The sequence below is a fragment of the Streptomyces sp. NPDC023541 genome, assembly GCF_055559995.1.
In genome coordinates this window covers 254367-279761 of record NZ_JBVHJO010000005.1, presented here as the reverse complement: position 1 = coordinate 279761, position 25395 = coordinate 254367, and the positions used below count along the sequence as shown (strand labels likewise).

20 protein-coding genes are annotated in these 25395 nt (G+C 73.0%); 13 read left to right on the top strand and 7 right to left on the bottom strand.

The features are described 5' to 3' along the window. Positions 1-37: 37 nt before the first annotated feature. Together ACZ3X1_RS14820 and pcrA are read left to right on the top strand one after the other, a co-directional pair. Positions 38-385 (top strand): ArsR/SmtB family transcription factor, encoded by a 348-nt coding sequence (locus ACZ3X1_RS14820; protein ID WP_356811471.1) that lies wholly within the window; start codon positions 38-40, stop codon positions 383-385. Further along, positions 369-2888, top strand: a complete 2520-nt coding sequence (pcrA, locus tag ACZ3X1_RS14815; RefSeq protein WP_356811470.1) for a DNA helicase PcrA — start codon at positions 369-371, stop codon at positions 2886-2888. The genes ACZ3X1_RS14820 and pcrA overlap by 17 nt, the downstream gene beginning before the upstream one ends. A gap of 75 nt (positions 2889-2963) precedes the next feature. Here the strand turns inward: pcrA and ACZ3X1_RS14810 are convergent, their stop codons facing one another. Both ACZ3X1_RS14810 and ACZ3X1_RS14805 read right to left on the bottom strand, forming a co-directional pair. Continuing rightward, positions 2964-4586 (bottom strand): M23 family metallopeptidase, encoded by a 1623-nt coding sequence (locus ACZ3X1_RS14810; RefSeq protein WP_467279945.1) that lies wholly within the window; start codon positions 4584-4586, stop codon positions 2964-2966. Between the two features lie 164 nt (positions 4587-4750). Further along, positions 4751-5527, bottom strand: coding sequence for an esterase/lipase family protein (locus ACZ3X1_RS14805; RefSeq protein ID WP_467279944.1), 777 nt, complete (start codon positions 5525-5527; stop codon positions 4751-4753). A gap of 172 nt (positions 5528-5699) precedes the next feature. Between ACZ3X1_RS14805 and ACZ3X1_RS14800 the strand changes: the two genes are divergently transcribed. Continuing rightward, complete coding sequence (locus tag ACZ3X1_RS14800; protein WP_030764263.1) at positions 5700-6101, top strand: cobalamin B12-binding domain-containing protein; 402 nt, start codon at positions 5700-5702, stop codon at positions 6099-6101. 139 nt (positions 6102-6240) lie between these two features. Here the strand turns inward: ACZ3X1_RS14800 and ACZ3X1_RS14795 are convergent, their stop codons facing one another. Together ACZ3X1_RS14795 and ACZ3X1_RS14790 are read right to left on the bottom strand one after the other, a co-directional pair. Further along, complete coding sequence (locus ACZ3X1_RS14795; RefSeq protein WP_467279943.1) at positions 6241-7821, bottom strand: DUF5691 domain-containing protein; 1581 nt, start codon at positions 7819-7821, stop codon at positions 6241-6243. 265 nt (positions 7822-8086) lie between these two features. Then, positions 8087-9430: an SWIM zinc finger family protein gene (locus ACZ3X1_RS14790; RefSeq protein ID WP_467279942.1), complete on the bottom strand. Its 1344-nt coding sequence runs from the start codon at positions 9428-9430 to the stop codon at positions 8087-8089. Between the two features lie 134 nt (positions 9431-9564). Here ACZ3X1_RS14790 and ACZ3X1_RS14785 point away from each other — a divergent pair, with 134 nt between their 5' ends. The 5 genes from ACZ3X1_RS14785 (at position 9565) to sucD (ending at position 16652) form a co-directional block, all read left to right on the top strand. Next, positions 9565-10671: an ATP-binding protein gene (locus ACZ3X1_RS14785; protein ID WP_356811466.1), complete on the top strand. Its 1107-nt coding sequence runs from the start codon at positions 9565-9567 to the stop codon at positions 10669-10671. Next, on the top strand, positions 10668-12953 hold the full coding sequence (locus tag ACZ3X1_RS14780) for a DUF5682 family protein (protein WP_467279941.1): 2286 nt from the start codon (positions 10668-10670) through the stop codon (positions 12951-12953). Before ACZ3X1_RS14785 ends, ACZ3X1_RS14780 begins: the two co-directional genes overlap by 4 nt. A gap of 119 nt (positions 12954-13072) precedes the next feature. Beyond that, positions 13073-14269, top strand: coding sequence for a VWA domain-containing protein (locus ACZ3X1_RS14775; RefSeq protein ID WP_467279940.1), 1197 nt, complete (start codon positions 13073-13075; stop codon positions 14267-14269). 292 nt (positions 14270-14561) lie between these two features. Beyond that, the gene (gene sucC, locus ACZ3X1_RS14770) at positions 14562-15740 is read left to right on the top strand and encodes an ADP-forming succinate--CoA ligase subunit beta (RefSeq protein ID WP_030659459.1); all 1179 of its coding nucleotides are present in this window, start codon (positions 14562-14564) and stop codon (positions 15738-15740) included. Between the two features lie 21 nt (positions 15741-15761). After that, positions 15762-16652 carry a succinate--CoA ligase subunit alpha gene (gene sucD, locus ACZ3X1_RS14765; RefSeq protein WP_030659457.1) on the top strand — a complete coding sequence of 297 codons (891 nt, stop codon included), beginning with the start codon at positions 15762-15764 and terminating at the stop codon, positions 16650-16652. A gap of 77 nt (positions 16653-16729) precedes the next feature. Here sucD and ACZ3X1_RS14760 read toward each other — a convergent pair whose 3' ends face one another. Continuing rightward, positions 16730-18028, bottom strand: coding sequence for a helix-turn-helix domain-containing protein (locus tag ACZ3X1_RS14760; RefSeq protein ID WP_467279939.1), 1299 nt, complete (start codon positions 18026-18028; stop codon positions 16730-16732). 119 nt (positions 18029-18147) lie between these two features. On the opposite strand from ACZ3X1_RS14760, the gene ACZ3X1_RS14755 reads away from it, so the two are divergent. Then, positions 18148-19767 carry a cell division protein PerM gene (locus ACZ3X1_RS14755; RefSeq protein ID WP_467279938.1) on the top strand — a complete coding sequence of 540 codons (1620 nt, stop codon included), beginning with the start codon at positions 18148-18150 and terminating at the stop codon, positions 19765-19767. A 221-nt stretch (positions 19768-19988) separates the two neighbouring features. Here ACZ3X1_RS14755 and ACZ3X1_RS14750 read toward each other — a convergent pair whose 3' ends face one another. After that, positions 19989-20573 carry a hypothetical protein gene (locus ACZ3X1_RS14750; protein ID WP_356811461.1) on the bottom strand — a complete coding sequence of 195 codons (585 nt, stop codon included), beginning with the start codon at positions 20571-20573 and terminating at the stop codon, positions 19989-19991. Between the two features lie 243 nt (positions 20574-20816). Here ACZ3X1_RS14750 and purN point away from each other — a divergent pair, with 243 nt between their 5' ends. Both purN and purH read left to right on the top strand, forming a co-directional pair. Further along, entirely contained in the window at positions 20817-21440 is a 624-nt protein-coding gene (gene purN / locus ACZ3X1_RS14745; RefSeq protein ID WP_362625156.1) for a phosphoribosylglycinamide formyltransferase, read from the top strand. Continuing rightward, positions 21437-23032, top strand: a complete 1596-nt coding sequence (gene purH / locus ACZ3X1_RS14740) for a bifunctional phosphoribosylaminoimidazolecarboxamide formyltransferase/IMP cyclohydrolase (RefSeq protein ID WP_356811459.1) — start codon at positions 21437-21439, stop codon at positions 23030-23032. The genes purN and purH overlap by 4 nt, the downstream gene beginning before the upstream one ends. An 83-nt stretch (positions 23033-23115) precedes the next feature. Here purH and ACZ3X1_RS14735 read toward each other — a convergent pair whose 3' ends face one another. Further along, positions 23116-23781 carry a hypothetical protein gene (locus ACZ3X1_RS14735; RefSeq protein ID WP_356811458.1) on the bottom strand — a complete coding sequence of 222 codons (666 nt, stop codon included), beginning with the start codon at positions 23779-23781 and terminating at the stop codon, positions 23116-23118. 246 nt (positions 23782-24027) lie between these two features. On the opposite strand from ACZ3X1_RS14735, the gene ACZ3X1_RS14730 reads away from it, so the two are divergent. Both ACZ3X1_RS14730 and ACZ3X1_RS14725 read left to right on the top strand, forming a co-directional pair. Further along, positions 24028-24888: a bifunctional methylenetetrahydrofolate dehydrogenase/methenyltetrahydrofolate cyclohydrolase gene (locus ACZ3X1_RS14730; RefSeq protein ID WP_356811457.1), complete on the top strand. Its 861-nt coding sequence runs from the start codon at positions 24028-24030 to the stop codon at positions 24886-24888. Beyond that, entirely contained in the window at positions 24878-25315 is a 438-nt protein-coding gene (locus ACZ3X1_RS14725) for a DUF3017 domain-containing protein (protein WP_356811456.1), read from the top strand. Before ACZ3X1_RS14730 ends, ACZ3X1_RS14725 begins: the two co-directional genes overlap by 11 nt. Positions 25316-25395: the final 80 nt, after the last annotated feature.

The window sequence follows — 25395 nt, the reverse complement described above, 5'->3', positions numbered from 1 at the left end:
GGGCAAGGTCCGTACGAGATCTGCGTACAGTGGGGGCATGCCTGCCGCTGCCGACCTGACGCACCCCGCCGCCGACCGCATCGAGCTCGTCGACGTCCTGGCGGCGCTCGGACACCCCGTCCGGCTGGAGATCGTGCGCAAGCTCGCCTCCGGCGCGGAGGCCTTCTGCGGTGAGGTCGTGCCCGACCTGCCCCGGTCGAGCGTCACGCACCACCTCAAGACGCTGCGCGAGAGCGGAGTGATCTGCCAGCGCCCCCGGGGCCGCAAGCTCTACCTCGCGCTGCGCCGCGACGACCTGGAGCTGCGGTTCCCCGGTCTCCTGGAACTCGTGCTGGCCTGTCGGTCCCGCCCCCTAGACTCGGAATGCGATGAGCAGCCTCTTTGACGACAGCTTCCTGGCGGACCTCACCCCCTCCGACGAGGTCCCGCCGCCGCCCGAGGAGTACCCCGCCCCGGAGGCGGGTGCGGACGACCTCTTCGGGGGGCACTTCGACGTGCCCATGACCGGGGACGCGTACTACCGGGACGGCGCCCCCAAGCCCGTCATCGACCCGGCGACGCTCCTCGACGGCCTGAACGAGCAGCAGGCCGCGGCCGTGGTGCACGCGGGCTCCCCGCTGCTCATCGTGGCCGGTGCGGGCTCCGGCAAGACCAGGGTGCTGACGCACCGCATCGGGCACCTGCTGTCCGCGCGCAACGTCCACCCCGGGCAGATCCTGGCGATCACCTTCACCAACAAGGCCGCCGGAGAGATGAAGGAGCGCGTCGAGGGCCTGGTCGGCCCGCGCGCGAACGCCATGTGGGTCTCCACCTTCCACAGCGCCTGCGTGCGCATACTGCGCCGCGAGTCCAAGCGGCTCGGCTTCACCTCATCGTTCTCGATCTACGACGCGGCCGACTCCAAGCGCCTGATGGCGCTCGTCTGCCGCGACCTGGACCTGGACCCCAAGAAGTTCCCGCCGAAGTCCTTCAACGCCAAGATCTCGAACCTGAAGAACGAGCTGATCGACGAAGAGGCCTTCGCCGACCAGGCCGCCGACGGCTTCGAGAAGACGCTGGCGCAGGCGTACGTGATGTACCAGGCCCGGCTGCGCGAGGCCAACGCCCTCGACTTCGACGACATCATCATGACCACGGTGCACCTGCTCCAGGCCTTCCCGGACGTCGCCGAGCACTACCGGCGCCGCTTCCGGCACGTCCTGGTCGACGAGTACCAGGACACCAACCACGCGCAGTACACGCTGGTGCGCGAGCTGGTCGGCACCGGCTACCCGGACCTGCCCCCGGCCGAGCTGTGCGTGGTGGGTGACGCCGACCAGTCGATCTACGCCTTCCGCGGCGCGACGATCCGCAACATCCTCCAGTTCGAAGAGGACTACAAGGACGCGACGACGATCCTGCTGGAGCAGAACTACCGCTCCACGCAGACGATCCTCTCCGCCGCCAACGCGGTCATCGAGCGCAACGAGAACCGCCGCGCCAAGAACCTGTGGACCGAGGCTGGCTCCGGCGCGGTCATCACCGGCTACGTCGCGGACACCGAGCACGACGAGGCCCAGTTCGTCGCCGATGAGATCGACCGGCTCACCGACGCCGGGGACGCCAAGGCCGGCGACGTCGCGATCTTCTACCGGACCAACGCCCAGTCGCGCGTGTTCGAGGAGATCTTCATCCGGGTCGGCCTGCCGTACAAGGTCGTCGGCGGCGTCCGCTTCTACGAGCGCAAGGAGGTCCGCGACGTCCTCGCGTACCTGCGCGTCCTCGCGAACCCGGAGGACAACGTCCCGCTGCGCCGCATCCTGAACGTCCCCAAGCGCGGCATCGGCGAGCGCGCCGAGGCCATGGTCGACGCGCTCGCGCTGCGCGAGAAGATCACCTTCCCGCAGGCGCTGCGGCGCGTGGACGAGGCCTTCGGCATGGCGGCCCGCTCCACCAACGCGGTGAAGCGGTTCAACGCGCTGATGGAGGAGCTCCGCACGATCGTCGACTCGGGCGCGGGCCCGGCGGTGGTTCTTGAGGCGGTCCTGGAGCGCACCGGCTACCTCGCCGAACTCCAGGCGTCGACCGACCCGCAGGATGAGACGCGGATCGAGAACCTCCAGGAACTGGCGGCGGTGGCCCTGGAGTTCGAGCAGGCGCGCGAAGCCGCAGCCGCCGAGGCGCCGGAGGGCGCGGCGACGCCGGTCGGCCCCGGCACGCTCGCCGAGTTCCTGGAGCAGGTCGCCCTCGTCGCCGACTCCGACCAGATCCCCGACGAGGACCAGGACGGCTCCGGCGTCATCACCCTCATGACCCTGCACACCGCCAAGGGCCTCGAGTTTCCGGTGGTGTTCCTGACCGGCATGGAGGACGGGGTCTTCCCGCACATGCGCGCGCTGGGCCAGACCAAGGAGCTGGAGGAGGAGCGCCGCCTCGCCTACGTCGGCATCACGCGGGCGCGCGAGCGGCTGTACCTGACCCGCTCCAGCATGCGCAGCGCGTGGGGCACGCCCTCGTACAACCCGCCGTCGCGGTTCCTGGAGGAGATCCCGGACCAGTACCTGCAGTGGAAGCGCACGGGAGCGGCCCAGAAGCCGGCCGGTCCGATGCGCAGTTCCGGCTACGGTTCGGGCGTCGGCGGCGGACGGTCGTCGTTCGGCACCTCGCCCGAGGCGTTCCTGTCGTCGTCGCGCACGAAGTCGGGCCCGTCCGGCTTCGCGACGCGCCGGGCCTCCGACAAGCCGGTCATCACGCTGGTGGTCGGGGACCGGGTCACGCACGACCAGTTCGGGCTCGGCACCGTCATGGAGGTCAAGGGAGCGGGCGCGGACGCGCAGGCCACCATCGACTTCGGTGACGACAAGCCGAAGCGGCTGCTGCTGCGCTATGCGCCGGTGCAGAAGCTCTGAGGCCGCGGACCACGTGCGAATGCCCGGCAGCGGGAACGCTGCCGGGCACTTGTGGAGCCTGTGGGGCCGAGGCGGTTACCTCGGGTCGAGGCCGTGACTGCGGAGCCAGGCCAGGGGGTCGATCGCGGAGCCGCCGCCGGGCCGGACCTCGAAGTGGAGGTGCGGGCCGGTGGAGTTGCCGGAGTTGCCCGAGTAGGCGATGACGTCGCCCGCCTTGACCTTGCCGCCGCGGATCTTGGTGGAGCTGAGGTGGCAGTACCAGGTCTCCGTGCCGTCGGGCGCGGTCACTATGGCCATGTTCCCGTAGGCGCTGTTGTACTGGGTGCGCACGATGCCGTCGGTGGCCGCCATGACCGGGGTCCCGTAGGACACCGGGAAGTCGATGCCGGTGTGCACCGACATCCACATGCCGCCGGCCTGACCGAAGCTGGCGCTCAGGCCGTGCTGGCTCACCGGGACGGCGAACTTGGGGCGGGCGGCCTCCTTGGCCGCGGCCTCCTCGGCCTTCTTCTTCTTTTCCTCTTCCTGGCGTTCGCGCAGATCGATGCGCTCCTGCGTGCGGCTCGCGCGGTCCGCGAAGTCGCCCGCGTCGGCGCTGAGCGCGACCAGTTGGGTGTCGAGCTTGGTGTTCGCGGCGACCGGCTTCACCGAGGCCGGGTCGGGCGCGGCCATCGTGGTGGTGTCCTCGCCGGGCTTGTCCGTACCGGTGAGCCCGCCGACGGAGGCGGCCGCGACGCCCGCGACACCCATCACGCAGGCGGAGGGAACGGCCACGGTCAGCAAGGCGGAACGCTTCGCCGGGGTGCGCCGGCGGCTGCCGGCCGCCTTCGTGCCGGCCGTCTTGGCGTTCGCCTTGGCGGCGTTGCCCTTGGCGGCGTTGCCCTTGGCGGCGTTGCGGCGCGAGGCGCGAGGCGCGGAGGTCACCGGCATCGCCTGGGTGGGCATGTCGTGGACGCCGTGCAGTTCGTGGACCTCGGGCAGCTCGTACGCCTCGTGGGCTCCGGGGCCCTCGGGCACCCCGGTCGCCTCGGTCGCCTCGTCGCCGAGCACCTCGAAGACGGCGGTCTCGCTGTAGGTGTTGTCGGCCCCGGTGTCGTGGACCTCGTGGACCTCATGGGCGTAGCCGTCGGTGCCGAGGGAGGTCGTGCCGTACGCGTAGTCCTGCTGCGCGGGCTGGTAGTCGTAGGCGTAGTCGGCCTCGGGCTGCGCCGGGGTCTGCGTGACGGTGTTCCAGGCGGTCGCGTCGTAGGCGCCGGTCTCGGTACCGGTGGTGCCGAAGCCCGGCACCGACCAGTGGCCGGTCTGCTCGGCGGAGGCGTCGTAGCCGAAGGAGGCCGACGGGTAGGCGGTGTAGCCGGAGTGGTCCGTGCCCGCCCCCGCCGCGCTCCAGGCGCTCGCGTCCCAGCTCCCGGTGGTGTCCTCGGGTGCGGACTGCGCCGGGATCGTGGACAGGTAGGGGTCCTGCGAGGTCCACGCGGTGGTGTCGTACGCGCCGGTCTCGTAGGAGCCGTAGGCGGCGTAGTTGACCCCTTGGCCCTGCGTTTCGTAGGAAACATAGGGCGAGCCACCAGCGAAAGCGGTGGTGGAAAGGCCGTCATACCCGGCATCCGGGTACTGGCCCGACGAGGGGCGGTCGTTCACCAACTTCTCTTTCGCCTCGGCAGTGGGGGCCTGGGTGGCCGGGAACTCGAAGTTCACCGGAGGAGAGCAGTGGCGTGACTGTACCCGGCGGTTACTCGCAACGACAATCTTCGCCGGGTCCCCAGATCAGCGGAACCGGGCATTCGGCCGTCTTTCGGTCGCCGAAAGACGCAGCCTTGGCCTTGAGTTCGAAATCTGTTCGAGTTTTGGCCGCTCAACGGTCAGGCGACGGATGCGGCGTCCGGCCCCGTGATGGCGGTGGGTGCGGGGCCGTCGAGGGCGCGGGCGACTGCCGCGATGACCGCGGGGTGTGCCGGCAGGGCGAGGTGGCCGATGCCCACGACCTGCACGTTTTCCACACACAGGTCGGGGTGTTCGATCCGTGCGCTGCCGACCGGGGCCATCAGCGTGTCGAACTCGCTCCAGAACGCCACGCAGCGGGTGGCGCAGCCGGGCGACGGCGCCGCCAGTTCGGCCAGCACCTCGGAGTCCGGGCGCATCTGCCGGACCAGGGGGTGCGCGTCCATGAAGGGGGCGACGCGCGTGCCGGAATGCGGGGTGCCGAGCGTGACGAGTGTGCGGACGCGGGTGTCGCCGCCGAGGCGCTGGACGTAGTACCGGCCGACCAGGCCACCCAGGCTGTGCCCGACGAGGTCGACCTGCTCCTGTCCGGTGCGCTCGCACAGCTGTTCGACCCGCCGGGCGAGGTGGTGGGCGATGACGCGCAGGTCGAGCGTGAGGGGCGAGTAGTTGTACGCCTCCACGTGCCGCAGTCCGCCGGCCGTGAGGGCGCGGCGCAGCAGGACGAAGACGGAGCGGTTGTCGGTGAACCCGTGGAGGAGCAGGGCGGGCGGGCGTGTCGTGGCCCGGACGGGGACGGTCTTCTCCTGGCACACCCCAGTGGGGTACAGCAGGAGGTGGCCGCCGAGAACGGCGACCTCCAGCGCGCCGGCCCGCAGCGCGGCGCCGGACAAGGGGACGGGTAAGGACAGACCCATCGACGGCCTCCTGTGATCCTCTGGGGCGGCGGCCGCCGCGCCACCGTGCCGTGCGGCTGGCGGCACGGTGGCGCAATGCCGTCCCACGTGTGATTTCCCCCTCGTGCTTGACCGCGAAACGGCAGCGTGCGCGATGCTGTACTTAACGTTCGTTCACTCGGGAGGCAGTGCGATGGGTGTGACCGGTCCGATCCGTGTGGTGGTGGCCAAGCCGGGTCTCGACGGCCACGACCGCGGGGCCAAGGTGATCGCGCGGGCGCTGCGGGACGCGGGCATGGAGGTCATCTACACCGGCCTCCACCAGACCCCCGAGCAGATCGTGGACACCGCGATCCAGGAGGACGCCGACGCGATCGGCCTCTCGATCCTCTCGGGCGCCCACAACACGCTCTTCGTGCGCGTGCTGGAGCTCCTCAAGGAGCGCGACGCCGAGGACATCAAGGTCTTCGGCGGCGGCATCATCCCGGAGGACGACATCGCCCCCCTCAAGGAGAAGGGCGTGGCCGAGATCTTCACCCCGGGCGCGACGACGACCTCCATCGTGGACTGGGTCAACGCCCACGTCCGTCAGTAACCCCACTCTTCCGGCGCTGTCGCGCCACTGCGGCCCCGCCGTCGTTCGAGGGCGGGGCCGGGCGGCGCCCGGCGGGGTGGAAGGCCGGGGCCGGTGCCCTGCCGCACCGCACCGGATCAGCCATCCCACCCGGGAAGGATCAGGCCGGGGTCAGTTCCGACAGCATCGCCGCGCGCAGCCGGAGCGTGGCCACCAGCCGCTGGAAGGCCTCCGCCCAGTAGGCCACCGCGCCCGGGGACGCGTCCGGCGGCTCCTCCGCGGCGGCGGTCAGGGCCTCCAGCCGGCCGGCCTCGACGGGGTCGAGGCAGCGCTCGGCCAGGCCCATCACCCCGCTGAAGCTCCACGGGTAGCTGCCCGCCTCGCGGGCGATGTCCAGCGCGTCCACCACCGCCCGGCCCAGTGCGCCCGCCCACGGCACCACGCACACCCCGAGCAGCTGGAACGCTTCGGAGAGCCCGTGGGCCCGTATGAACTGTGCGACCCATTCGGCCCGTTCCGCGTCGGGCAGGGTCTCCAGCAGTTTGGCCCGCTCCGCGAGGGAGGCCGTGCCAGGACCCGCCGCGGGAGGTGCCGACGCCGGGCCGAGCAGGGCCCGTGACCATTCCGGGTCCCGCTGGCGCACCGCCGCCCGGCACCACGCGGCGTGCAGTTCCTCCGCCCAGCCCTCGGCCGCGGCCACCGGCAGGGCGACCACCTCCGCAGGGCCGAGGCCCCCGAACCGCTCCCGCCAGCACGACAGCGGCGCCGCCTCGACCAGTTGGCCGAGCCACCAGGCACGCTCTCCGCGTCCGGCGGGCGGCCGCTTGACCACCCCGTCGCGGAGCATCCCCGCATCGCACTCGGCCGGCGGGGTCACCCCCTCCGGGCCCACGCAGGCCAGGGCCCGCTCGGCCATTCGTCCCGCCAGCGCCGACTGCGGCAGCGCGGACAGCAGTTCGGCCGCGGTCGCTCGTACGTTGCGGCTGCGGTCGCCCAGCGCCGCCTCGAGGAAGGACTCGTCCTCCAGGGACAGCCCCGCCCTCAGCGAATCGAGGAACATCAGCCGGTCCTCGGCCCGTTCGCTCGCCCACGTGGTCTCCAGCAGCCGCGGCGCCGCCGCCGGCTCGTGGGCCCGTACGGCGCCCAGCAGCGCCACCCGTTCCGCGAACAGCCCTTCCTCCCAGAGACGTTCCACCGCGGAGGGGTCGGTCACGTCCGGCAGTTCCCCGCCGCCCGCCCCGCCGCGCAGGGCGAACCGCCAGTCGGGATTCATCCGAGCCAGCCACAGCCCCCGCGTCCCGGCCAGCGCCAGGGCGTGCGGGCGCAGGTCGGTACGGGCCCGGGCGGCGTCCAGCAGTGCCGGTACGAGCGCGTCGGGCGCGCGGTAGCCGTGCCGTCCGGCCGCGGCCAGCCACTGCGGGAGCAGCTCGGTCAGGTCCGGGGCGGACCCGCGCCGCCCGCCCCCGTTCACCGGGCCGCTGCGGCCCGCCAGCAGTTGCGCGAGCCGGTGGCTCGCTGCCTCCGGAGGTGCCGGCCGGGGGTCGCGGGGTGCGGGCTGCGGGCGCGGTCGCGCCCCCGCCGGCCGCAACCCGGCCCGGCGGCGGACAACGTGCACCGCCGCCGCGTCCAGCAGTGCCTCCGGCGAGCCGGCCGGGCCCCCGCCCCGGCGCCGGTCGGTGCCCAGCAGCGCGGCGCCGACCAGCTCCTGCCACTCCCCGTACCCCTCGTCACCCTCGCCCATCGGTGCCCCTCCCTCGCTGCTCGTCCTCGGTCGTGTCCGGTGCCCCGGTCCCGCCCCCTCCGCGGGACCGGAGCTGTCTGTGTCTCGTGCGGCTTCGGTCAACTGGCGTGGTTGTCGTTCATGAAAGCCCCCCGGCTTCTCGTCGTTGCGTCTGCGGCGCCCCCCGGCGCCGCACCTCTCCCGGCCGTCCTCGCGTGACGGCACAGGACCCCCCAGGCCCCCTGCGATGCCGTGGTCGTTCCCCACCCCGCCAGGGGTGTCCGCCCTACGACAGGGCGACCGGCTCGGACGAGCCGGGCTGCCATGCCGTCAGCGGGGTGAACCCGCGGTGGCCGCACTCGCCGAAGACCGTCACCGGGCCCCCGCCCGACAACGCGGCCAGCTGCCACAGCCCTCCGCGGGAGCGGCTCCCCGTCCCGGTGAGGGGCACCGGCAGGGCGGAGGCGCCCTCCGCGTCCGCCAGCTGCCAGCCGGGCTCTCCCGGTATCGGAACCACCGGACCGAGCACCACCGGCCAGGACTCCAGCCACGGGTCCTCCCGCAGTGCCGCCCCGTAGGCCTCCAGGGCCGCCCGAGCGCCCACCCCGGCCGGCACCTCTGTGCACGGCGCGGCCGCCGCGAACCTCTCCCCGAGGTCCGGCCGCAGCCCCGCCGAGCCGGGCCGGAAGCGCATCTCCGCCTCCAGCACCAGCCCCACCGGCAGAGCCAGCCCCGGCGGCCGCCCGGGCGGTCCGAAGTCCAGCACCAGCGCGGGCCGTCCCCCCGTCAGCCCGCGCAGCCATATGCGGCGGGTGGTGAGCCTGCCGTCCGGCGACACCGAGTCGTACTGGGCGAGCACCAGCCAGCGGTCCCGTACGGCCTCCCCCTCCCCGGAGGCCGGCAGTCCCATCCGGCTGCGCACGGTCGCCGCCAACTGGTCAGGAAGCCCCGTCACCCCCATCCAGGCCCGGTCCAGCAGGTGCAGCAGCGCCGCCTCCTCCAGCATCCGGGCGGGCCAGCCGGGGCCGCAACTGGGTATCGTCCCCAACTCCCTTACGCGCCCGGCCAGTCCGGGCGCCTGGGCATCCACCATCCGGGCGGCGGTCTCCTCCCACGCCGCGTACCCCGCGTGCTCCTGGCCCGCGAGGCCGCCGCGCACAAGGTCGGCCAGCCGCTGTTCCAGCTCGGTCACGCCCGCCCCGACGCGCGCAGCCCGCCGCTCGGCCCGGCGCCGGGCCCCCTCCTCGTCCACCGGCCCGGTCGCCCCGGCCGCCGTCCGCGCGGCCTTGGCGACACGGTCGGCCAGCCACTGCGCGGCCCAGTCCGGCGCCTCCCCGGGCTCGCCGACCCCCTCGGCGGACCAGAGCAGGAGCAGCCCCAGCGCGTGCTTGCACGGGAACTTCCGGCTCGGGCAGGAGCACTTGTAGGCCGGTCCCGTCAGGTCGACGACCGTCCGGTACGGATTGCTCCCGCTGCCCTTGCACAACCCCCATACAGAACCGGAAGCGGAACCTCCGATCTGTGACCACGGCCCCGCCCCGCCGAGTCTGCCGCCCGCTTTGCGTGAGGCATCGTCAGGAGCCAGAGCCAGTACCTGTTCCGCCGTCCAGCGGACCCCCTGCTCAGTCATGTGAACCACCGTAGAGACTCCCTCTGACAATCGCTCTGACCTGCAACAACGTGATGGATGACGGGCGTTGTCAGTGGCGTGGTGCACCGTGGGAACAGCAGTCGGGAGCGGCTGCGGAGCATTGGAGGGGGACCATGAGCAAGCCCGAGAACGGCATCGGCGCCGAGGCGCTGCGACCGCACGCCGAAGACGCCTTCGCGCACGAACTGAAAGCCCTGGCGGCCGCCGACGACAGGCCCCGCCCGACCCGCTGGAAGCTCTCCCCGTGGGCCGTCGCCACCTACCTGCTCGGCGGCACCCTCGACGACGGCACGGTGATCACACCCAAGTACGTCGGCCCGCGCCGGATCGTCGAAGTCGCGGTCACCACCCTGGCCACCGACCGCGCCCTGCTCCTGCTCGGCGTTCCCGGCACCGCCAAGACCTGGGTGTCCGAACACCTCGCGGCCGCCGTCAGCGGCGACTCCACCCTCCTCGTCCAGGGCACCGCCGGCACCCCTGAGGAGGCCATCCGGTACGGCTGGAACTACGCCCGGCTCCTCGCCCACGGCCCCAGCCGCGAAGCCCTCGTCCCCAGCCCCGTCATGCGGGCCATGGCCGACGGCATGACCGCCCGCGTCGAGGAGCTCACCCGCATCCCCGCCGACGTCCAGGACACGCTCATCACCGTCCTGTCCGAGAAGACCCTGCCGATACCGGAACTCGGCGAAGAGGTCCAGGCCGTCCGCGGCTTCAATCTCATCGCCACCGCCAACGACCGCGACCGCGGGGTCAACGAGCTCTCCAGCGCGCTGCGCCGCCGCTTCAACACCGTCGTCCTGCCGCTGCCCGCCACCGCGGACGCCGAGGTCGACATCGTGGCCCGCCGCGTCGACCAGATGGGCCGCGCCCTCGACCTGCCGGCCGCGCCCGAGGGCCTGGAGGAGATCCGCCGCGTCGTCACCGTCTTCCGCGAGCTGCGCGACGGCGTCACCGACGACGGCCGGACGAAGGTGAAGTCGCCCAGCGGCACGCTCTCCACCGCCGAGGCCATCTCCGTCGTCACCAACGGCCTCGCGCTGGCCGCCCACTTCGGGGACGGCGTCCTGCGCCCCTCCGACGTGGCCGCCGGGATCCTCGGCGCCGTCGTCCGCGACCCGGCGGCCGACAAGGTCGTCTGGCAGGAGTACCTGGAGGCCGTGGTCCGCGAGCGCGACGGCTGGAAGGACTTCTACCGGGCCTGCCGGGAGGTGACGGTATGAGCACCGCCCGCCAGGGCCCGCTGCTCCTCGGCGTGCGCCACCACGGGCCCGGATCGGCCCGCGCGATCCGGGCCGCCCTGGACGGGGCCCGCCCGGCGGCCGTGCTGATCGAGGGACCGCCCGAGGGGGACGCCCTGCTCGACCTGGCCGCCGACCCCGGCATGCGGCCGCCCGTGGCGCTGCTCGCGCACGCCGCGGACGACCCGGGCCGGGCCGCCTTCTGGCCTCTCGCCGACTTCTCCCCGGAGTGGGTCGCGATCCGCTGGGCACAGGAGGCGGGCGTACCGGTCCGGTTCATGGACCTGCCCGCCGCCCACTCGCTGGCCGGCGCCGGGGAGCCGGACGCGGACCGCGCCGAGCCCGACGCGGTCAGGCTGGACCCGCTCGCGGTGCTCGCCGAGACCGCCGGGTACGACGACCCCGAGCGCTGGTGGGAGGACGTCGTCGAGCACCGCGGGGCCGGCGGCGCGGGCGAGGAGGCGCTCGCCGCGTTCGAGGCGCTCGGGGAGGCCATGGCCGCCCTGCGCGAGGCCTACGGCGACGGCGGCCACCACCGCGACCTGGTCCGCGAGGCGTACATGCGCCAGCGGATGCGGGCCGCCCGCCGCGAGTTCGGCGACGGGTACGCCGTGGTGTGCGGCGCCTGGCACGTCCCGGCGCTGCGGGCGAAGACCACCGTGGCCGCCGACAAGGCGCTGCTGACCGGGCTGCCGAAGGTCAAGGTGGAGACCACCTGGGTGCCGTGGACCCACCGCCGGCTCGCCCGGGCCGGCGGGTACGGAGCGGGGATCACCTCGCCCGGCTGGTACGCCCACCTCTTCTCCGCCCGGGACCGGCCCGTCGAGCGGTGGCTGACCAAGGTCGCCGGCCTGCTGCGCGAGGAGGACCGGCAGGTGTCCTCGGCGCACGTCATCGAAGCGGTCCGGCTCGCCGAGACCCTGGCCGCGATGCGGGGACGGCCCCTGCCCGGCCTGACGGAGACCCTGGAATCGGTCCGGGCGGTGATGTGCGACGGCTCCGACATACCGCTCGCGCTCATCGAGGACCGCCTCGTCGTCGGCGACGTGCTCGGCGAGGTCCCGGACGGGGCTCCCGTCGTCCCGCTCCAGCGGGACCTGACGCGGCAGCAGCGCTCCTTGCGGCTCAAGGCGGAGGCGCAGGAACGCGAGCTGGAACTCGACCTGCGCAAGGACACCGACGCGGGAAAGTCCCTGCTGCTGCACCGGCTGCGGCTGCTCGGCATCGGCTGGGGCACCTCCACCGCCTCCCGGAGCAGCACCGGAACCTTCCGGGAGACCTGGCGGCTGCGCTGGGAGCCGGAACTGTCCGTACGGGTGGCCGAGGCCGGGATCTGGGGCACCACCGTCCTCGCCGCGGCCACCGCCAAGGCGGAGGCGGACGCCGCGGTCGCCGAGGAGCTGGGCGAGGTGACGGCGCTGGCCGAAAGGTGCCTCCTCGCCGGACTGTCCGAGGCGCTGCCGGCCGTACTGCGGGCCCTCGCGGACCGCGCCGCGCTGGACACCGACGTCTCACGGCTCGCGAAGGCCCTCCCGGCGCTCGCCCGTTCCCTGCGGTACGGGGACGTGCGGGGCACCGACGCGACGGCGCTCGGCGCGGTCGCGGCCGGGCTCGCCGAGCGGATATGCGTCGCGCTCCCGCCGGCCTGCGTGGCCGGTCTGGACGCCGACGCGGCGGCGGAGCTGCGCGGCCACGTGGACGGCGTGCACGGAGCGGTCGGCCTGCTGGCGGACGCCGACGACGGGCTGCGGGAGCGCTGGTCCGCGGTGCTGCGGACGCTGGCCGACCGGGACGCCGTGCCGGGCGTCATCCGTGGCAGGGCGGCCAGGCTCCTCCTCGACGACGGGCGGCTGGAGGCCGCGGAGACAGCCCGGCTGATGGGGCTCGCGCTGTCCCCGGCGGCCTCGCCCGCCGACGCGGCGGGCTGGATCGAGGGCTTCGCGGGCGGGAGTTCGGGCGGCGGCACCCTGCTGGTCCACGACGACCGGCTGCTGGGCCTGATCGACACCTGGCTGGTGGGGATCCCGGAGCGCGCCTTCACCGACGTGCTGCCGCTGCTGAGGCGGACGTTCGGGGCGTACGAGCCGGGGGTCAGGAGGAGCCTGGGCGAGCTGGTCCGGCGCGGCCCCGGTCGCCCGTCGTCGGCGCAGTCGACGGGTGACGCTCCCGAGGGCTTCGCCCCGGAGCTCGACCGGGAGCGGGCGGACGCGGTGACGGAGCTGGTCCGGATGCTGCTGGCGTCTCCCGACGGGGTTGCCGCCTGAGGGTGCGGCGCCGGTGCGGGGATCTGCCCCCGCACCCCCGCGCCTCGAACGCCGGCGGGGCCGGATGGCTGCGCCGAATCGAAGAGCGACACGTACGACGAGTGCAGGGGGACGGACGGATGAGCGGTACGGACATGAGCGTGGCGGCGGCACAGGACACCGCGGACCCCGCCGGAGGCGAGCGGTCGCGGCGGTGGCGGATGGTGCTCGGCGGGGGAGACGCGGACGGGACCGGGCACGCGCTGACCGGGCGGGACGCGGCGATGGACGCCGCGCTCGGCGCCCTGTACGGCGGAGGCGGCGAAGGGGGTCCGCGCAGGACCTCGGGGGCGCCGCGCTCGGCCGGACTCGGCGGCTCCGCGCCGAACGTGGCCCGCTGGCTCGGGGACATCAGGACGTACTTCCCCAGCTCGGTGGTCCAGGTGATGCAGCGCGACGCGATCGAGCGGCTCGGGCTGTCCGCCCTGCTGCTGGAGCCGGAAATGCTGGAGGCCGTCGAACCGGACGTCCACCTGGTCGGCACCCTGCTCTCCCTGAACAAGGCGATGCCCGAGACGACGAAGGAGACGGCGCGGGCCGTGGTCCGCAAGGTGGTCGAACAGCTGGAGAAGCGGCTCGCGACCCGCACCCGGGCCACCCTCACCGGAGCGCTCGACCGCTCCGCCCGGATCAGCCGCCCCCGCCACCGCGACATCGACTGGGACCGCACGATCCGGGCCAACCTGAAGAACTACCTGCCCGAGTACGGCACCGTCGTCCCCGAGCGGCTGATCGGATACGGCCGGGCGGCGCAATCGGTGAAAAAGGAGGTGATCCTCTGCATCGACCAGTCGGGTTCGATGGCCGCCTCCGTCGTCTACGCCTCCGTCTTCGGCGCGGTCCTCGCCTCGATGCGCTCGATCGCCACCCGCCTGGTCGTGTTCGACACCGCCGTCGTCGACCTGACCGACCAGCTCGACGACCCGGTCGACGTCCTCTTCGGCACCCAGCTGGGCGGCGGCACCGACATCAACCGCGCACTCGCCTACTGCCAGTCGAAGATCACCCGACCCGCCGACACGGTCGTCGTCCTCATCAGTGATCTCTACGAGGGCGGCATTCGCAACGAGATGCTGGGGCGCGTGGCCGCCATGAAGGGGGCGGGCGTCGAATTCGTGACCCTGCTGGCGCTGTCCGACGAGGGTGCCCCGGCCTACGACCGCGAGCACGCCGCGGCCCTCGCCGCGCTCGGTGCGCCGGCCTTCGCCTGCACCCCCGACCTGTTCCCGGAGGTGATGGCCGCGGCGCTGGAGAAGCGGCCCCTGCCGACCCCCTGACGAACCTCCGACACGCCCGCCCCTGCGCCCCGTGTGAAGGGGCCGATCACACGAATTTCCAGTTCAACCGTGAGGTGTTCTGTGACAGGTATCACCGCTCAGGTGTGATCTGCGATTTAGGGAGGCGCGCCCCACGGGGATAACCTGCCGGACGGACATGCCGCGTCCACGGTCACCGTGTGCGCCTTCCTTGTGACAGCGCCGTCACGTTGCCCTCCGCGGCACGCCCACGCAGATAGCAGACAACCGCGAATCACTGCGAATCTTTAAAAAAGACAAGGGACGGACGCGCGTGGACCTGTTCGAGTACCAGGCGAGGGACCTCTTCGCCAAGCACGGTGTACCGGTGCTGGCCGGTGAAGTCATCGACACGCCTGAGGCGGCTCGCGAGGCCACCGAGCGGCTGGGCGGCAAGTCGGTCGTCAAGGCGCAGGTGAAGGTCGGCGGCCGCGGCAAGGCCGGCGGCGTGAAGCTGGCCGCCACCCCGGACGAGGCCGTCGCCCGCGCGACGGACATCCTGGGCATGGACATCAAGGGCCACACGGTCCACAAGGTGATGATCGCGGAGACCGCACCCGAGATCCTCGAGGAGTACTACGTCTCGTACCTCCTCGACCGCACCAACCGCACCTTCCTCGCCATGGCGTCGGTCGCGGGCGGCATGGACATCGAGCAGGTCGCCGAGGAGACCCCGGAGAAGCTCGCCAAGGTCCCGGTGAACGCCAACGAGGGCGTGACCATCGAGAAGGCCCGCGAGATCGTGGCGCTGGCGCAGTTCCCGGCCGAGGTCGCCGAGAAGGTCGCCGAGGTCCTCGTGACCCTGTGGGACACCTTCATTGCCGAGGACGCGCTCCTGGTCGAGGTCAACCCGCTCGCGAAGGTCGCCTCCGGCGAGGTCATCGCCCTCGACGGCAAGGTCTCCCTCGACGAGAACGCCGAGTTCCGCCAGCCGGGTCACGAGGAGTTCGTGGACCACGCCGCCGCGAACCCGCTCGAGGCCGCCGCCAAGGCGAAGAACCTCAACTACGTCAAGCTCGACGGTGAGGTCGGCATCATCGGCAACGGCGCGGGTCTCGTCATGAGCACCCTGGACGTCGTCGCCTACGCCGGTGAGAACCACGGTGGCGTCAAGCCCGCCAACTTCCTGGACATCGGCGGTGGCGCCTCCGCCGCCGTCATGGCCAACGGTCTCGAGATCATCCTCGGCGACCCGGACGTCAAGTCCGTCTTCGTCAACGTCTTCGGTGGCATCACCGCCTGCGACGAGGTCGCCAACGGCATCGTCCAGGCGCTGGCCCTGCTGGAGGAGAAGGGCGAGGCGGTCACCAAGCCGCTCGTCGTCCGTCTCGACGGCAACAACGCCGAGCTGGGTCGCAAGATCCTCTCGGACGCCAACCACCCGCTGGTGCAGCGCGTGGACACCATGGACGGCGCGGCCGACAAGGCCGCCGAGCTCGCGGCTGCGAAGTAAGGGCAGAGGTCACAGACTCACATGGCTATCTTCCTCAACAAGGACAGCAAGGTCATCGTCCAGGGCATGACCGGTGCCACGGGCATGAAGCACACCAAGCTGATGCTGGCTGACGGCACCAACATCGTCGGCGGCGTGAACCCGCGCAAGGCCGGCACCACCGTCGACTTCGACGGCACCGAGGTCCCGGTCTTCGGTTCCGTCGCCGAGGCGATGGAGAAGACGGGCGCCAACGTCTCCGTCCTCTTCGTCCCGCCGGCCTTCGCCAAGGCCGCCGTCGTCGAGGCCATCGACGCCGAGATCCCGCTGGCCGTCGTCATCACCGAGGGCATCGCGGTGCACGACTCCGCCGCCTTCTGGGCGTACGCGACCGCCAAGGGCAACAAGACCCGCATCATCGGCCCGAACTGCCCGGGTCTGATCACCCCCGGCCAGTCCAACGCCGGCATCATCCCGGGCGACATCACCAAGCCCGGCAAGATCGGTCTCGTTTCGAAGTCCGGCACGCTGACCTACCAGATGATGTACGAGCTGCGTGACATCGGCTTCACCTCCGCCGTCGGCATCGGTGGCGACCCGGTCATCGGCACCACGCACATCGACGCCCTGGAGGCCTTCGAGGCCGACCCGGAGACCGAGCTGATCGTCATGATCGGCGAGATCGGCGGCGACGCCGAGGAGCGTGCGGCGGACTTCATCGCGAAGAACGTCACCAAGCCGGTCGTCGGCTACGTCGCGGGCTTCACCGCCCCCGAGGGCAAGACCATGGGCCACGCCGGCGCCATCGTCTCCGGCTCCTCCGGCACCGCGCAGGCCAAGAAGGAGGCCCTCGAGGCCGCCGGCGTCAAGGTCGGCAAGACGCCGACCGAGACCGCCCAGCTCGCGCGCGCGATCCTGAACGCCGCTCAGTAGGCACCGGCCGTACGGCCGAAAGGGCGTGGCCCGCACCCTCCTCGGGGTGCGGGCCACGCCCTTTCGCGTACGTCGTCTCAGTCGAGCCGCGGGGCGACGCGCGCCGGACCCGCCTGCGGGTCCGCGCGGAGCTTGTCGTGGAGTTCCCTGCTCCGTTCGGTGAGCTGCTGCGGGCCGCTGAGCGGCGGCACCCCGGACACGCTCTCACCGGGGGCGAGCGGGGGATCGTACCGGGTGGGCGCGGTCGCCGCCGTGTAGGCGGTGGCGGCCGTGATCATCGCGGTCAGCCCCAGGGTGGCCCGGGTCCACTGCCGTGTGCGCCGCTCACCGCCGCCGCGGACCGCCGCCGCCGGGCGCGGGTCGAGGGAGAACGGCGGCCGCAGCACGGTGAGCCGCTCCCGCAGCGCCGCGGACTGCTTCTCGACCGGTACGTCGGCCAGTTCGGGTACCCGGGCGGCGAGGTCGGCGTGCGCGTTGAGGATGCGGTTGCCGGTGGCGGGAGTGGTGGCCTCCGTCTCGGCGGCGGTGTCGGGCAGGTCGAGGCCGATGCCGTCGTAGAGCAGGACGGTGCGGCGGTGGATCCGGGGCAGGGCGAGCAGGGCGTCGAGCAGGATCCGGTCGGCGGGGTCGGCCGGGGGCCGGTCGGGCCGGCGGTGGGAGCGCCGGAACCGGTGCCAGGGGGAGAGCGCGTACTCGTGCACGATCGTGCGCACCCAGCCCACCGGGTCCGGGTCGGTGGCCACCTCGGGCCACTGGCCCCAGGCCCGGGTGAAGGCCCGGTCCACGGCTTCCAGGGCGAGCGCGCGGCGGCCGGTGAGCAGGTAGGCCTGCCGGGCGAGGGCGGGCGCGGCCAGGTCGTAGAGGGTGTCGAAGGCCTCGGCCGGATCGGTGACGGCGCGTACGTCGGGCCGGGTGGCCGGCCTGGCGGCGGGCGCGGTCCAGGTGCCGCCGGGGCTGCCCGCGTCGGCCACGGCGGCGGTTTCGACGGGCCCGTCGAAACCTGTGGGCCCGTCAGGAGCCTCCGGGACGCGTTCGGCCCCGGCCCCGGCCCCGGCCCCGGCCTCGGTCCCGGCCTCGGCCCCGGGCGCGACCGCCACCAGGACCGGGTCGGCCGGGGCGGCCGGGTCCGCCGGGTCGGCGCGGCCCGGCGGACCGGTCGCGTCCGCCGCCACCTCCAGTTCGGGGAGGCAGGCCAGGAAGCGCGCGTACGCGTCGAGCTTGCGGCCGCGCGGGGTGGTGCGCCCGGACTCCCAGGAGCGCACCGTCGCCGCGTTGACGCCGACCGCGGTGGCGACCTCATGGAGTGTCAGTTCCGCAGCTTCGCGCAGTCTTCGGCGCTCGTTCGGGGCGGGCAGGCCCTCGACGTTCCGTGTCATGCCGCACTCCCCGCGACCCGGCAGCCCTGAGCGAAAAAGTACATAAACGTATATTGGGCGACACCACGGACATTCGCCTGTTACCCGCCCATAGCGCGTGTCGTTGGCACCATGGCGGGGTGACCCAAGTGACCGAACGCGAGACCCGGTTGTCGGCGGCCCCGAGAGCCGGTGCGCGGCGGCGTTCACCGGCCGCCGCCGCATGCGTAGTGGGCGGTGCCGTGGCGGCCGGACTCGGGCTCGGCTTCCTCGCCGTGCTCGTCATCGTCCTGTGGATCAGTTCCCCCTATCCGGACAGCGGCCCGGGCGGGGCCCTGCACCTCGCCGCCGGGCTGTGGCTGCTCGCCCACGGGACCGAACTGGTGAGGTACGAGACCCTTTCCGGCGTCCCGGCACCCGTTGGTGTGACGCCCCTGCTGCTCGTCGCTCTGCCCGTGCTGCTCATGCGGCGGGCCGCGCGGCTGGGCGGCGCCTGCGACGAGGACGACGAGGAGGTGCTGCCCGCGACGGCCGTGTTCTCGGCCGTGCTCTGCGGATACCTCGCCGTCGGGGCTCTTGCCACGGTGTACGCCGCCGGGGGCCCGATGCCGGCCGATCCGATCAGCGCCGCCTGGCACGTCCCGCTGGTCGCCGTGCCGGCCGCGGCCGGTGGTGTGTGGGGAGCCAAGGGGCGTCCGCTCGGACCGCTGCCGAACTGGCTGCCGGGGGGCGTACGGAGGGGGTTCGTGCGCCCCAGGTACGCGCTGGCGCTGCGGGCGGGCGCGGGCGGGGCCCTGGTGCTCCTGGGCGGCGGGGCGCTGCTCGTCGGCGCCTCGCTCGCCTGGCACGGGTCGCAGGTCCAGGCCTCGTTCCTGTCGCTGACCGAGGTGTGGTCCGGCCGGTTCGCGGTCCTGCTGCTCGCGCTCGCGCTGATTCCGAACGCCATGGTCTGGGGAGCGGCCTACGCCCTCGGTCCCGGGTTCGCCCTCGGCGCCGGGGTGACGGCCACCCCGCTCGGCTCGGCGGGCGCGCCCGCGCTGCCCCGGTTCCCGCTGCTGGAGGCGCTCCCGGCCGCGGGCCCGGGCACCCCGCTGACCTGGGCGGCCGCCGGGGTGCCGGTGGTCGCCGGGCTGGCGGTGGGCTGGTTCGCGGTACGCCGGGCGCGCGAGGTCTCGTACGGGGAGACCGCGCTGACGGCGGCCCTCGGGGCGGTGGTGTGCGGCCTGGCGATGGCCGGGCTCGCGGCGGTCTCGGCGGGGCCGCTGGGCTCGCGGCGGCTGGCCGAGTTCGGTCCGGTGTGGTGGGCCACGGGGGCGGCGGCCTTCGCGTGGACGCTGGTTCTGGCCGTGCCGGTGGCGGTGGGGGTGCACGCGTGGCGCTACCGCCCGGCGGCCGGTCCGGGCGCGGTGGGGGCGGACGCGGATGCGGACGCGGACGCGGATGTTCCGGTGGACGGTGGGTGGCACGACAGCGGGGTGCGGGAGCTTCGGTGGGAGCTGATGCGGAAGGCGTCGGGGACGCTGGTGCCGGAGATCCCGCCCGAGCCGGTGGCTCCGCCGGTTCCGCCGGTTCCGCCGGTTCCGCTGGTTGAGGTGGCTTCGGAGCCTGCCGTACGGGTACGGGTGGCTCGGCGGACGGTGACCGTGGTGGCGGGGCTGGATCTGGGGCCGGCCCCGGTGGCCCCGCCGGTGCCGGCCGTTGCGCCGGTTCCGTCCGTGGCCGGAGTGCGGGTGCTGGCCCGGCGGAAGCCGTCCGCGTAGCCCGCGCGGTGTCCTGCCGGGTGCGGCACCGTGGCGGGGGCGCTGCCCCCGGGCCCCCGCGTCTCAAGCGCCGGCGGGGCTGGGCGGGTCGGCCGGACTGGGCGGGTCGGCGGGGCTGAAAAGAGTGGGCCTCGCCCTGGGCCCCGCGCCTCAAGCGCCGGCGGGGCTGGTGGGTCGGCGGGGCGGGGCTGAGTGGGTGGGCGCCGGCGCTTCGGGCGGCGTTACTGGCGGACCTTCAGGACCTCGCCGACGAAGTTGCTCGGCAGGAGGGTGTTGCACTGGAGTTCCGCCGACTTGGTGAGGGCGTCGTCGCGGCACACGTAGAAGTCCTTGTACGCGAGCTGCAGCGCGTACGAGCTCATGGCCAGCAGGATCGCCAGTGAGGCGGTGACCAGGCCGCTCACCGCCGCCGTGCGCTGGGGGCGGGCCGCCGGGCCGAGGGCCTCCAGGCCCGTCGGGGCGCCCGGCTCGCCGGTCGCCGCCGCCGGCTTGCCGCGCAGCGCGCTGATCCCCCAGTACAGGGCGAGCGCGCCCAGCAGCAGGCCGACCGAGGGGATCCCGAAGATCCCGAAGAAGAAGCCCCACATGCCCGCCAGCAGCGCGTACCGGGCGCGGCGCTGGATCGGGTCCGTCGGGTCCCAGCGCCCCGGCCCCCGTTGCCCGCCCGAGTCCCCCGGGCCGTCCCCGTCGCCGTTCCCGCCGTCACCGCCGGTGCGCGGCTGCCACGGCTGGTCGGGCCGGCCTTCCGGCGGGGCCGCGAAGGGGTTGTCGTCGGTGGGGGAGTCGGGCTGACGGCGGTCCGGCATCGGGTGTGTTACTTCCCCTGTGTCGTGGACGTCGCGAGGACATCGAGGCGAGGTGGGCCAGTTTGCGGCTTGTAGGCCAGACGCTACCGCCCGCCCGTCCCCCCGTCCCTCGGGGGCCGTCCGGTGTGCCGGTATCGTTGCAGGCGGTCGGCGGCTTCGTATGGTCCCCCGTATATCGGTACCCCGAAGTTTTGTATGACCACACAAAGACGAACACCGCAATTCCGTGAGAAAGGGCCTCCCATGGCCGCCTCCCGCCTGGTCGTGCTGGTCTCAGGGTCCGGCACCAACCTCCAGGCCCTGCTCGACGCCATCGACGCCCATCCCGGCGGAGCCGAGGGCTTCGGTGCCGAAGTCGTCGCCGTGGGAGCCGACCGCGCGAACATCGCCGGCCTGGAGCGGGCGGAGAAGGCCGGGATCCCCACCTTCGTCTGCCCGGTGAAGGACTTCGGGAGCCGCGTCGAGTGGGACGCCGCCCTCACCGCGGCGACCGACGCGTACGCCCCCGACCTCGTCGTGTCGGCCGGTTTCATGAAGATCGTGGGCAAGGAGTTCATCGACCGCTTCGGCGGCCGGTTCGTCAACACCCACCCCGCCCTCCTCCCCGCATTCCCGGGAGCCCACGGCGTACGGGACGCGCTCGCCTACGGCGCGAAGGTCACCGGCTGCACGGTCCACTTCGTGGACAGCGGCGTGGACACCGGTCCGATCATCGCCCAGGGTGTGGTCGAGGTCCGGGACGAGGACGACGAAGCCGCTCTTCACGAGCGCATCAAGGAAGTCGAGCGAAAGCTGCTCGTCGAGGTCGTGGGGCGCCTGGCCCGGCACGGCTACCGCATTGAGGGACGAAAGGTAACAATCCAGTGACCGCCGCAGACACCGCAGCGAGCAACGACCCGACCACGACCCGGCGGCCGATCCGGCGTGCGCTCATCAGCGTCTACGACAAGACGGGACTGGAAGAGCTGGCCCGCGGCCTGCACGGGGCGGGCGTCGCGCTCGTCTCCACCGGCTCCACCGCCTCGAAGATCGCCGCCGCCGGGGTGCCCGTCACCAAGGTGGAGGAGCTGACCGGCTTCCCCGAGTGCCTGGACGGCCGGGTCAAGACCCTGCACCCGCGCGTGCACGCCGGCATCCTGGCCGACCTGCGCCTGGAGGACCACCGCAGCCAGCTCGCCGAGCTGGGCGTCGAGCCCTTCGACCTCGTCGTCGTCAACCTGTACCCGTTCCAGGCCACCGTCCGGTCGGGTGCCACTCCCGACGAGTGCGTCGAGCAGATCGACATCGGCGGCCCCTCGATGGTCCGCGCCGCCGCCAAGAACCACCCGTCGGTCTCCGTGGTCACCAGCCCCGCGCGCTACGCCGACGTCATCGCCGCGGCCCAGGGCGGCGGATTCGACCTCACCGCGCGCAAGCGGCTGGCGGCCGAGGCCTTCCAGCACACCGCCGCCTACGACGTGGCCGTCGCCTCCTGGTTCACGAACGCGTACGCCCCGGAGGGCGAGGAGGGCGCGCTGCCCGAGTTCCTCGCCGGCGCCTGGGAGCGCAAGTCGACCCTGCGCTACGGCGAGAACCCGCACCAGGCCGCCGCCCTCTACACGGACGGGCAGCCGGGCGGGCTGGCCAACGCCGAGCAGCTGCACGGCAAGGAGATGTCCTTCAACAACTACGTGGACACCGAGGCCGCGCGCCGCGCCGCCTACGACCACGAAGAGCCGTGCGTCGCGATCATCAAGCACGCCAACCCGTGCGGCATCGCGGTGGGCGCGGACGTCGCAGCCGCCCACCGCAAGGCGCACGCCTGCGACCCGCTGTCGGCGTTCGGCGGCGTCATCGCCGTCAACCGTCCGGTGACCGTCGAGCTGGCCGAGCAGGTCGCGGAGATCTTCACCGAGGTCATCGCCGCCCCCGGCTACGAGGACGGCGCGGTCGAGATCCTCGCCAAGAAGAAGAACATCCGTGTCCTGAAGGTCGACGGCACCCCGCACCAGCCGGGCGACCTCAAGCCCGTCTCCGGCGGCGCGCTGCTGCAGCAGTCGGACCTCTTCCAGGCCGAGGGCGACGACCCGGCCAACTGGACCCTGGCCACCGGCGACGCCCTGTCCCCGGCCGAGCTCGCCGAGCTGGCCTTCGCGTGGCGTGCCTGCCGGGCCGTCAAGTCGAACGCAATCCTGCTCGCCAAGGACGGCGCCTCGGTCGGTGTCGGCATGGGCCAGGTCAACCGTGTCGACTCGGCGAAGCTCGCCGTCGAGCGGGCCGGCGCCGAGCGCGCGCAGGGCTCGTACGCCGCGTCCGACGCCTTCTTCCCCTTCCCGGACGGGCTGGAGATCCTGACGGCCGCCGGCATCAAGGCCGTCGTCCAGCCCGGCGGTTCGGTCCGTGACGAGCAGGTCGTCGAGGCCGCGCAGAAGGCCGGCGTGACGATGTACTTCACCGGCACCCGGCACTTCTTCCACTGACCTGAGTCCGGCTCCCCCGACACGGCGAAGGCCGCGACCCGCACTGCGGGTCGCGGCCTTCGCCGGTTCTGCGGACGAGCGGGTCAGTAGCTCGGGCGCTTGAAGTAGTCACCGGCCTTCGCCAGTCCGATGACGATCGTGAGGCCGAGGGCGAGGGAGACCACGGCGGGCAGCAGGACGATGGCGGTGGGTCCGCCCGACGACTGCTCGCTCGCACCGAGGGCCGCCACGTTGACGAGCAGGCTGAGTCCGGCGAAGAAGGTCTGCAGGGAGCCGTAGACGATGCCGGACACGCGCACGCCGTTGCGGCCCTTGCCCATCTTGACCGCTGTCAGGAACGGCCACAGGGCCACGCCGATCAGGAAGAGGCCGCCGATGACGAAGCCGACGCTGACGGCGGTCCCCACGTCCTGCGCCGAGGAGCTGGAGGACCCTGAGAAGGCAGAGGCGAAGACGGCGCCGCCGATGATGATGAGCAGGCCGAACAGCGCCTGCAGGCTGCTCAGGATGAAGAGGATCACGCGGGCCGCCTTCGCGCCGCCGGGCATCTCCATGTGCGCCCCCGGGTAGCCGCCCGGACCGCCCGGGTAGCCGGCGGGGCCGCCGGGGTATCCCTGGGGGGCCTGCTGCGGGTAGGCGTAGCCGCCCTGCGGAGGGATGCCCTGCGGGGCCTGCTGCGGGTAGCCGTAACCGGGCTGGCCCTGCGCCGGCTGCTGTCCGTACGGATTGTGCGGGTCGCCGAAACTCATCTGGGGTGTTCCTCCGTGGAAGTGCGGGGACGCACGGCAATGAAGCGCGGAGGAATCCTGCACGGTGCGGTCCGCCCCCCGGCACTGCCCGCGGCACTCAGTCCTTTTCATCGTGGTCCGACCGGCGAGGCCTTGTCCAGCCGGTTGGCATACGGACGGTCACTTGTTGTGCAAGTGCAATGAACCCTGAGGTCCTGCGAGCGCCTTGACTGGAACCAGGGCCACCTCATCCGGGAGGATGGGGGCATGACCGCCCAGATTCTCGATGGCAAGGCCACCGCGGCCGCGATCAAGTCCGAACTGACCGCCCGCGTGGCGGCACTGAAGGCCCGGGGCATCACCCCCGGCCTCGGCACCCTGCTGGTCGGCGACGATCCGGGCAGCCGCTGGTACGTCAACGGCAAGCACAAGGACTGCGCCGAGGTCGGCATCGCCTCCATCCAGCGCGAACTGCCCGCCACGGCCTCCCAGGAGGACATCGAGGAGGTCGTGCGGGAGCTCAACGCCAACCCGCAGTGCACGGGCTACATCGTGCAACTCCCGCTCCCCAAGGGCATCGACACCAACCGGGTCCTGGAGCTGATGGACCCGCTGAAGGACGCCGACGGCCTGCACCCCACCTCCCTGGGCCGGCTCGTGCTGAACGAGCCGGGCCCGCTGCCCTGCACCCCCTACGGGATCGTCGAACTTCTGCGCCACCACGGCGTCGAGATCAACGGGGCGCACGTCGTCGTGCTCGGCCGCGGGATCACCGTCGGGCGGTCCATCGGCCTGCTGCTGACCCGCAAGTCCGAGAACGCCACCGTGACGCTGTGCCACACCGGTACGCGCGACCTCTCCGGGCTGCTGCGCCAGGCGGACATCGTCGTCGCCGCGGCCGGAGTCCCGCACCTGGTCAAGCCCGAGGACGTCAAGCCGGGCGCGGCCGTGCTCGACGTGGGCGTCAGCCGCGACGAAGCCGGGAAGATCGTCGGCGACGTGCACCCCGGCGTCGCCGAGGTCGCCGCGTGGATCTCGCCGAACCCGGGCGGCGTCGGCCCGATGACCCGCGCCCAGCTGCTCGTCAACGTCGTCGAGGCGGCGGAGCGGACCGGCCGTGCGGGCTGAACCGGGCGCCGAGCACGTGAACGGGAGCGGGAGGGGCGCGGCGAAGTCCCGCCGCTTCCCGTCCATCACGCGGGACACGGCCCGCCCCGAGGGCAGCGGCCGCGCCGTCCCGGGAGCCGTGTCCACGCCCGCCCGGCAGTGGCCGATGCTCAGCGTGCTCGCCGCGACCGCGGTGGGGCTGCTGGCCACGGCGCTCGGGCAGGCCCGGTTCGGTTGCCTGGTGATCGGCGTGGCCCTGATCGCGGCGTCGGTGCTGCGGCGCGTGCTGCCCTCGGTGGGAATGCTCGCGGTGCGGTCCCGCTTCACGGACATGATCACCTACGGGGTGCTGGGCGTGGCGATCACGCTGCTGGCGCTGGTGATGGAGCCCAGGCCGCTGCTGGAGATCCCGTTCCTGGAGAGCGCTGTCCGCTTCACCGTGCGCTGAGCGCGCCGGACGGAGCGGACCCTCCCGGTCGAACGGAAGCCCGGGAACCGGCTGAGCCTTCGAAACGCCGGGGCGCGTGT

Excerpts from the sequence above, each read along its gene's own strand:
- ACZ3X1_RS14780 (WP_467279941.1), top strand. The coding sequence starts at position 10,668 with ATGAGCACCGCCCGCCAGGGCCCGCTGCTCCTCGGCGTGCGCCACCAC.
- pcrA (WP_356811470.1), top strand. The coding sequence starts at position 369 with ATGAGCAGCCTCTTTGACGACAGCTTCCTGGCGGACCTCACCCCCTCC.
- ACZ3X1_RS14795 (WP_467279943.1), bottom strand. The coding sequence starts at position 7,821 with ATGGGCGAGGGTGACGAGGGGTACGGGGAGTGGCAGGAGCTGGTCGGC.
- ACZ3X1_RS14735 (WP_356811458.1), bottom strand. The coding sequence starts at position 23,781 with ATGAGTTTCGGCGACCCGCACAATCCGTACGGACAGCAGCCGGCGCAG.
- ACZ3X1_RS14730 (WP_356811457.1), top strand. The coding sequence starts at position 24,028 with ATGACCGCCCAGATTCTCGATGGCAAGGCCACCGCGGCCGCGATCAAG.
- sucD (WP_030659457.1), top strand. The coding sequence starts at position 15,762 with ATGGCTATCTTCCTCAACAAGGACAGCAAGGTCATCGTCCAGGGCATG.
- ACZ3X1_RS14790 (WP_467279942.1), bottom strand. The coding sequence starts at position 9,430 with ATGACTGAGCAGGGGGTCCGCTGGACGGCGGAACAGGTACTGGCTCTG.
- ACZ3X1_RS14785 (WP_356811466.1), top strand. The coding sequence starts at position 9,565 with ATGAGCAAGCCCGAGAACGGCATCGGCGCCGAGGCGCTGCGACCGCAC.
- ACZ3X1_RS14805 (WP_467279944.1), bottom strand. The coding sequence starts at position 5,527 with ATGGGTCTGTCCTTACCCGTCCCCTTGTCCGGCGCCGCGCTGCGGGCC.
- ACZ3X1_RS14820 (WP_356811471.1), top strand. The coding sequence starts at position 38 with ATGCCTGCCGCTGCCGACCTGACGCACCCCGCCGCCGACCGCATCGAG.
- ACZ3X1_RS14800 (WP_030764263.1), top strand. The coding sequence starts at position 5,700 with ATGGGTGTGACCGGTCCGATCCGTGTGGTGGTGGCCAAGCCGGGTCTC.
- purN (WP_362625156.1), top strand. The coding sequence starts at position 20,817 with ATGGCCGCCTCCCGCCTGGTCGTGCTGGTCTCAGGGTCCGGCACCAAC.
- ACZ3X1_RS14760 (WP_467279939.1), bottom strand. The coding sequence starts at position 18,028 with ATGACACGGAACGTCGAGGGCCTGCCCGCCCCGAACGAGCGCCGAAGA.
- ACZ3X1_RS14775 (WP_467279940.1), top strand. The coding sequence starts at position 13,073 with ATGAGCGGTACGGACATGAGCGTGGCGGCGGCACAGGACACCGCGGAC.
- ACZ3X1_RS14750 (WP_356811461.1), bottom strand. The coding sequence starts at position 20,573 with ATGCCGGACCGCCGTCAGCCCGACTCCCCCACCGACGACAACCCCTTC.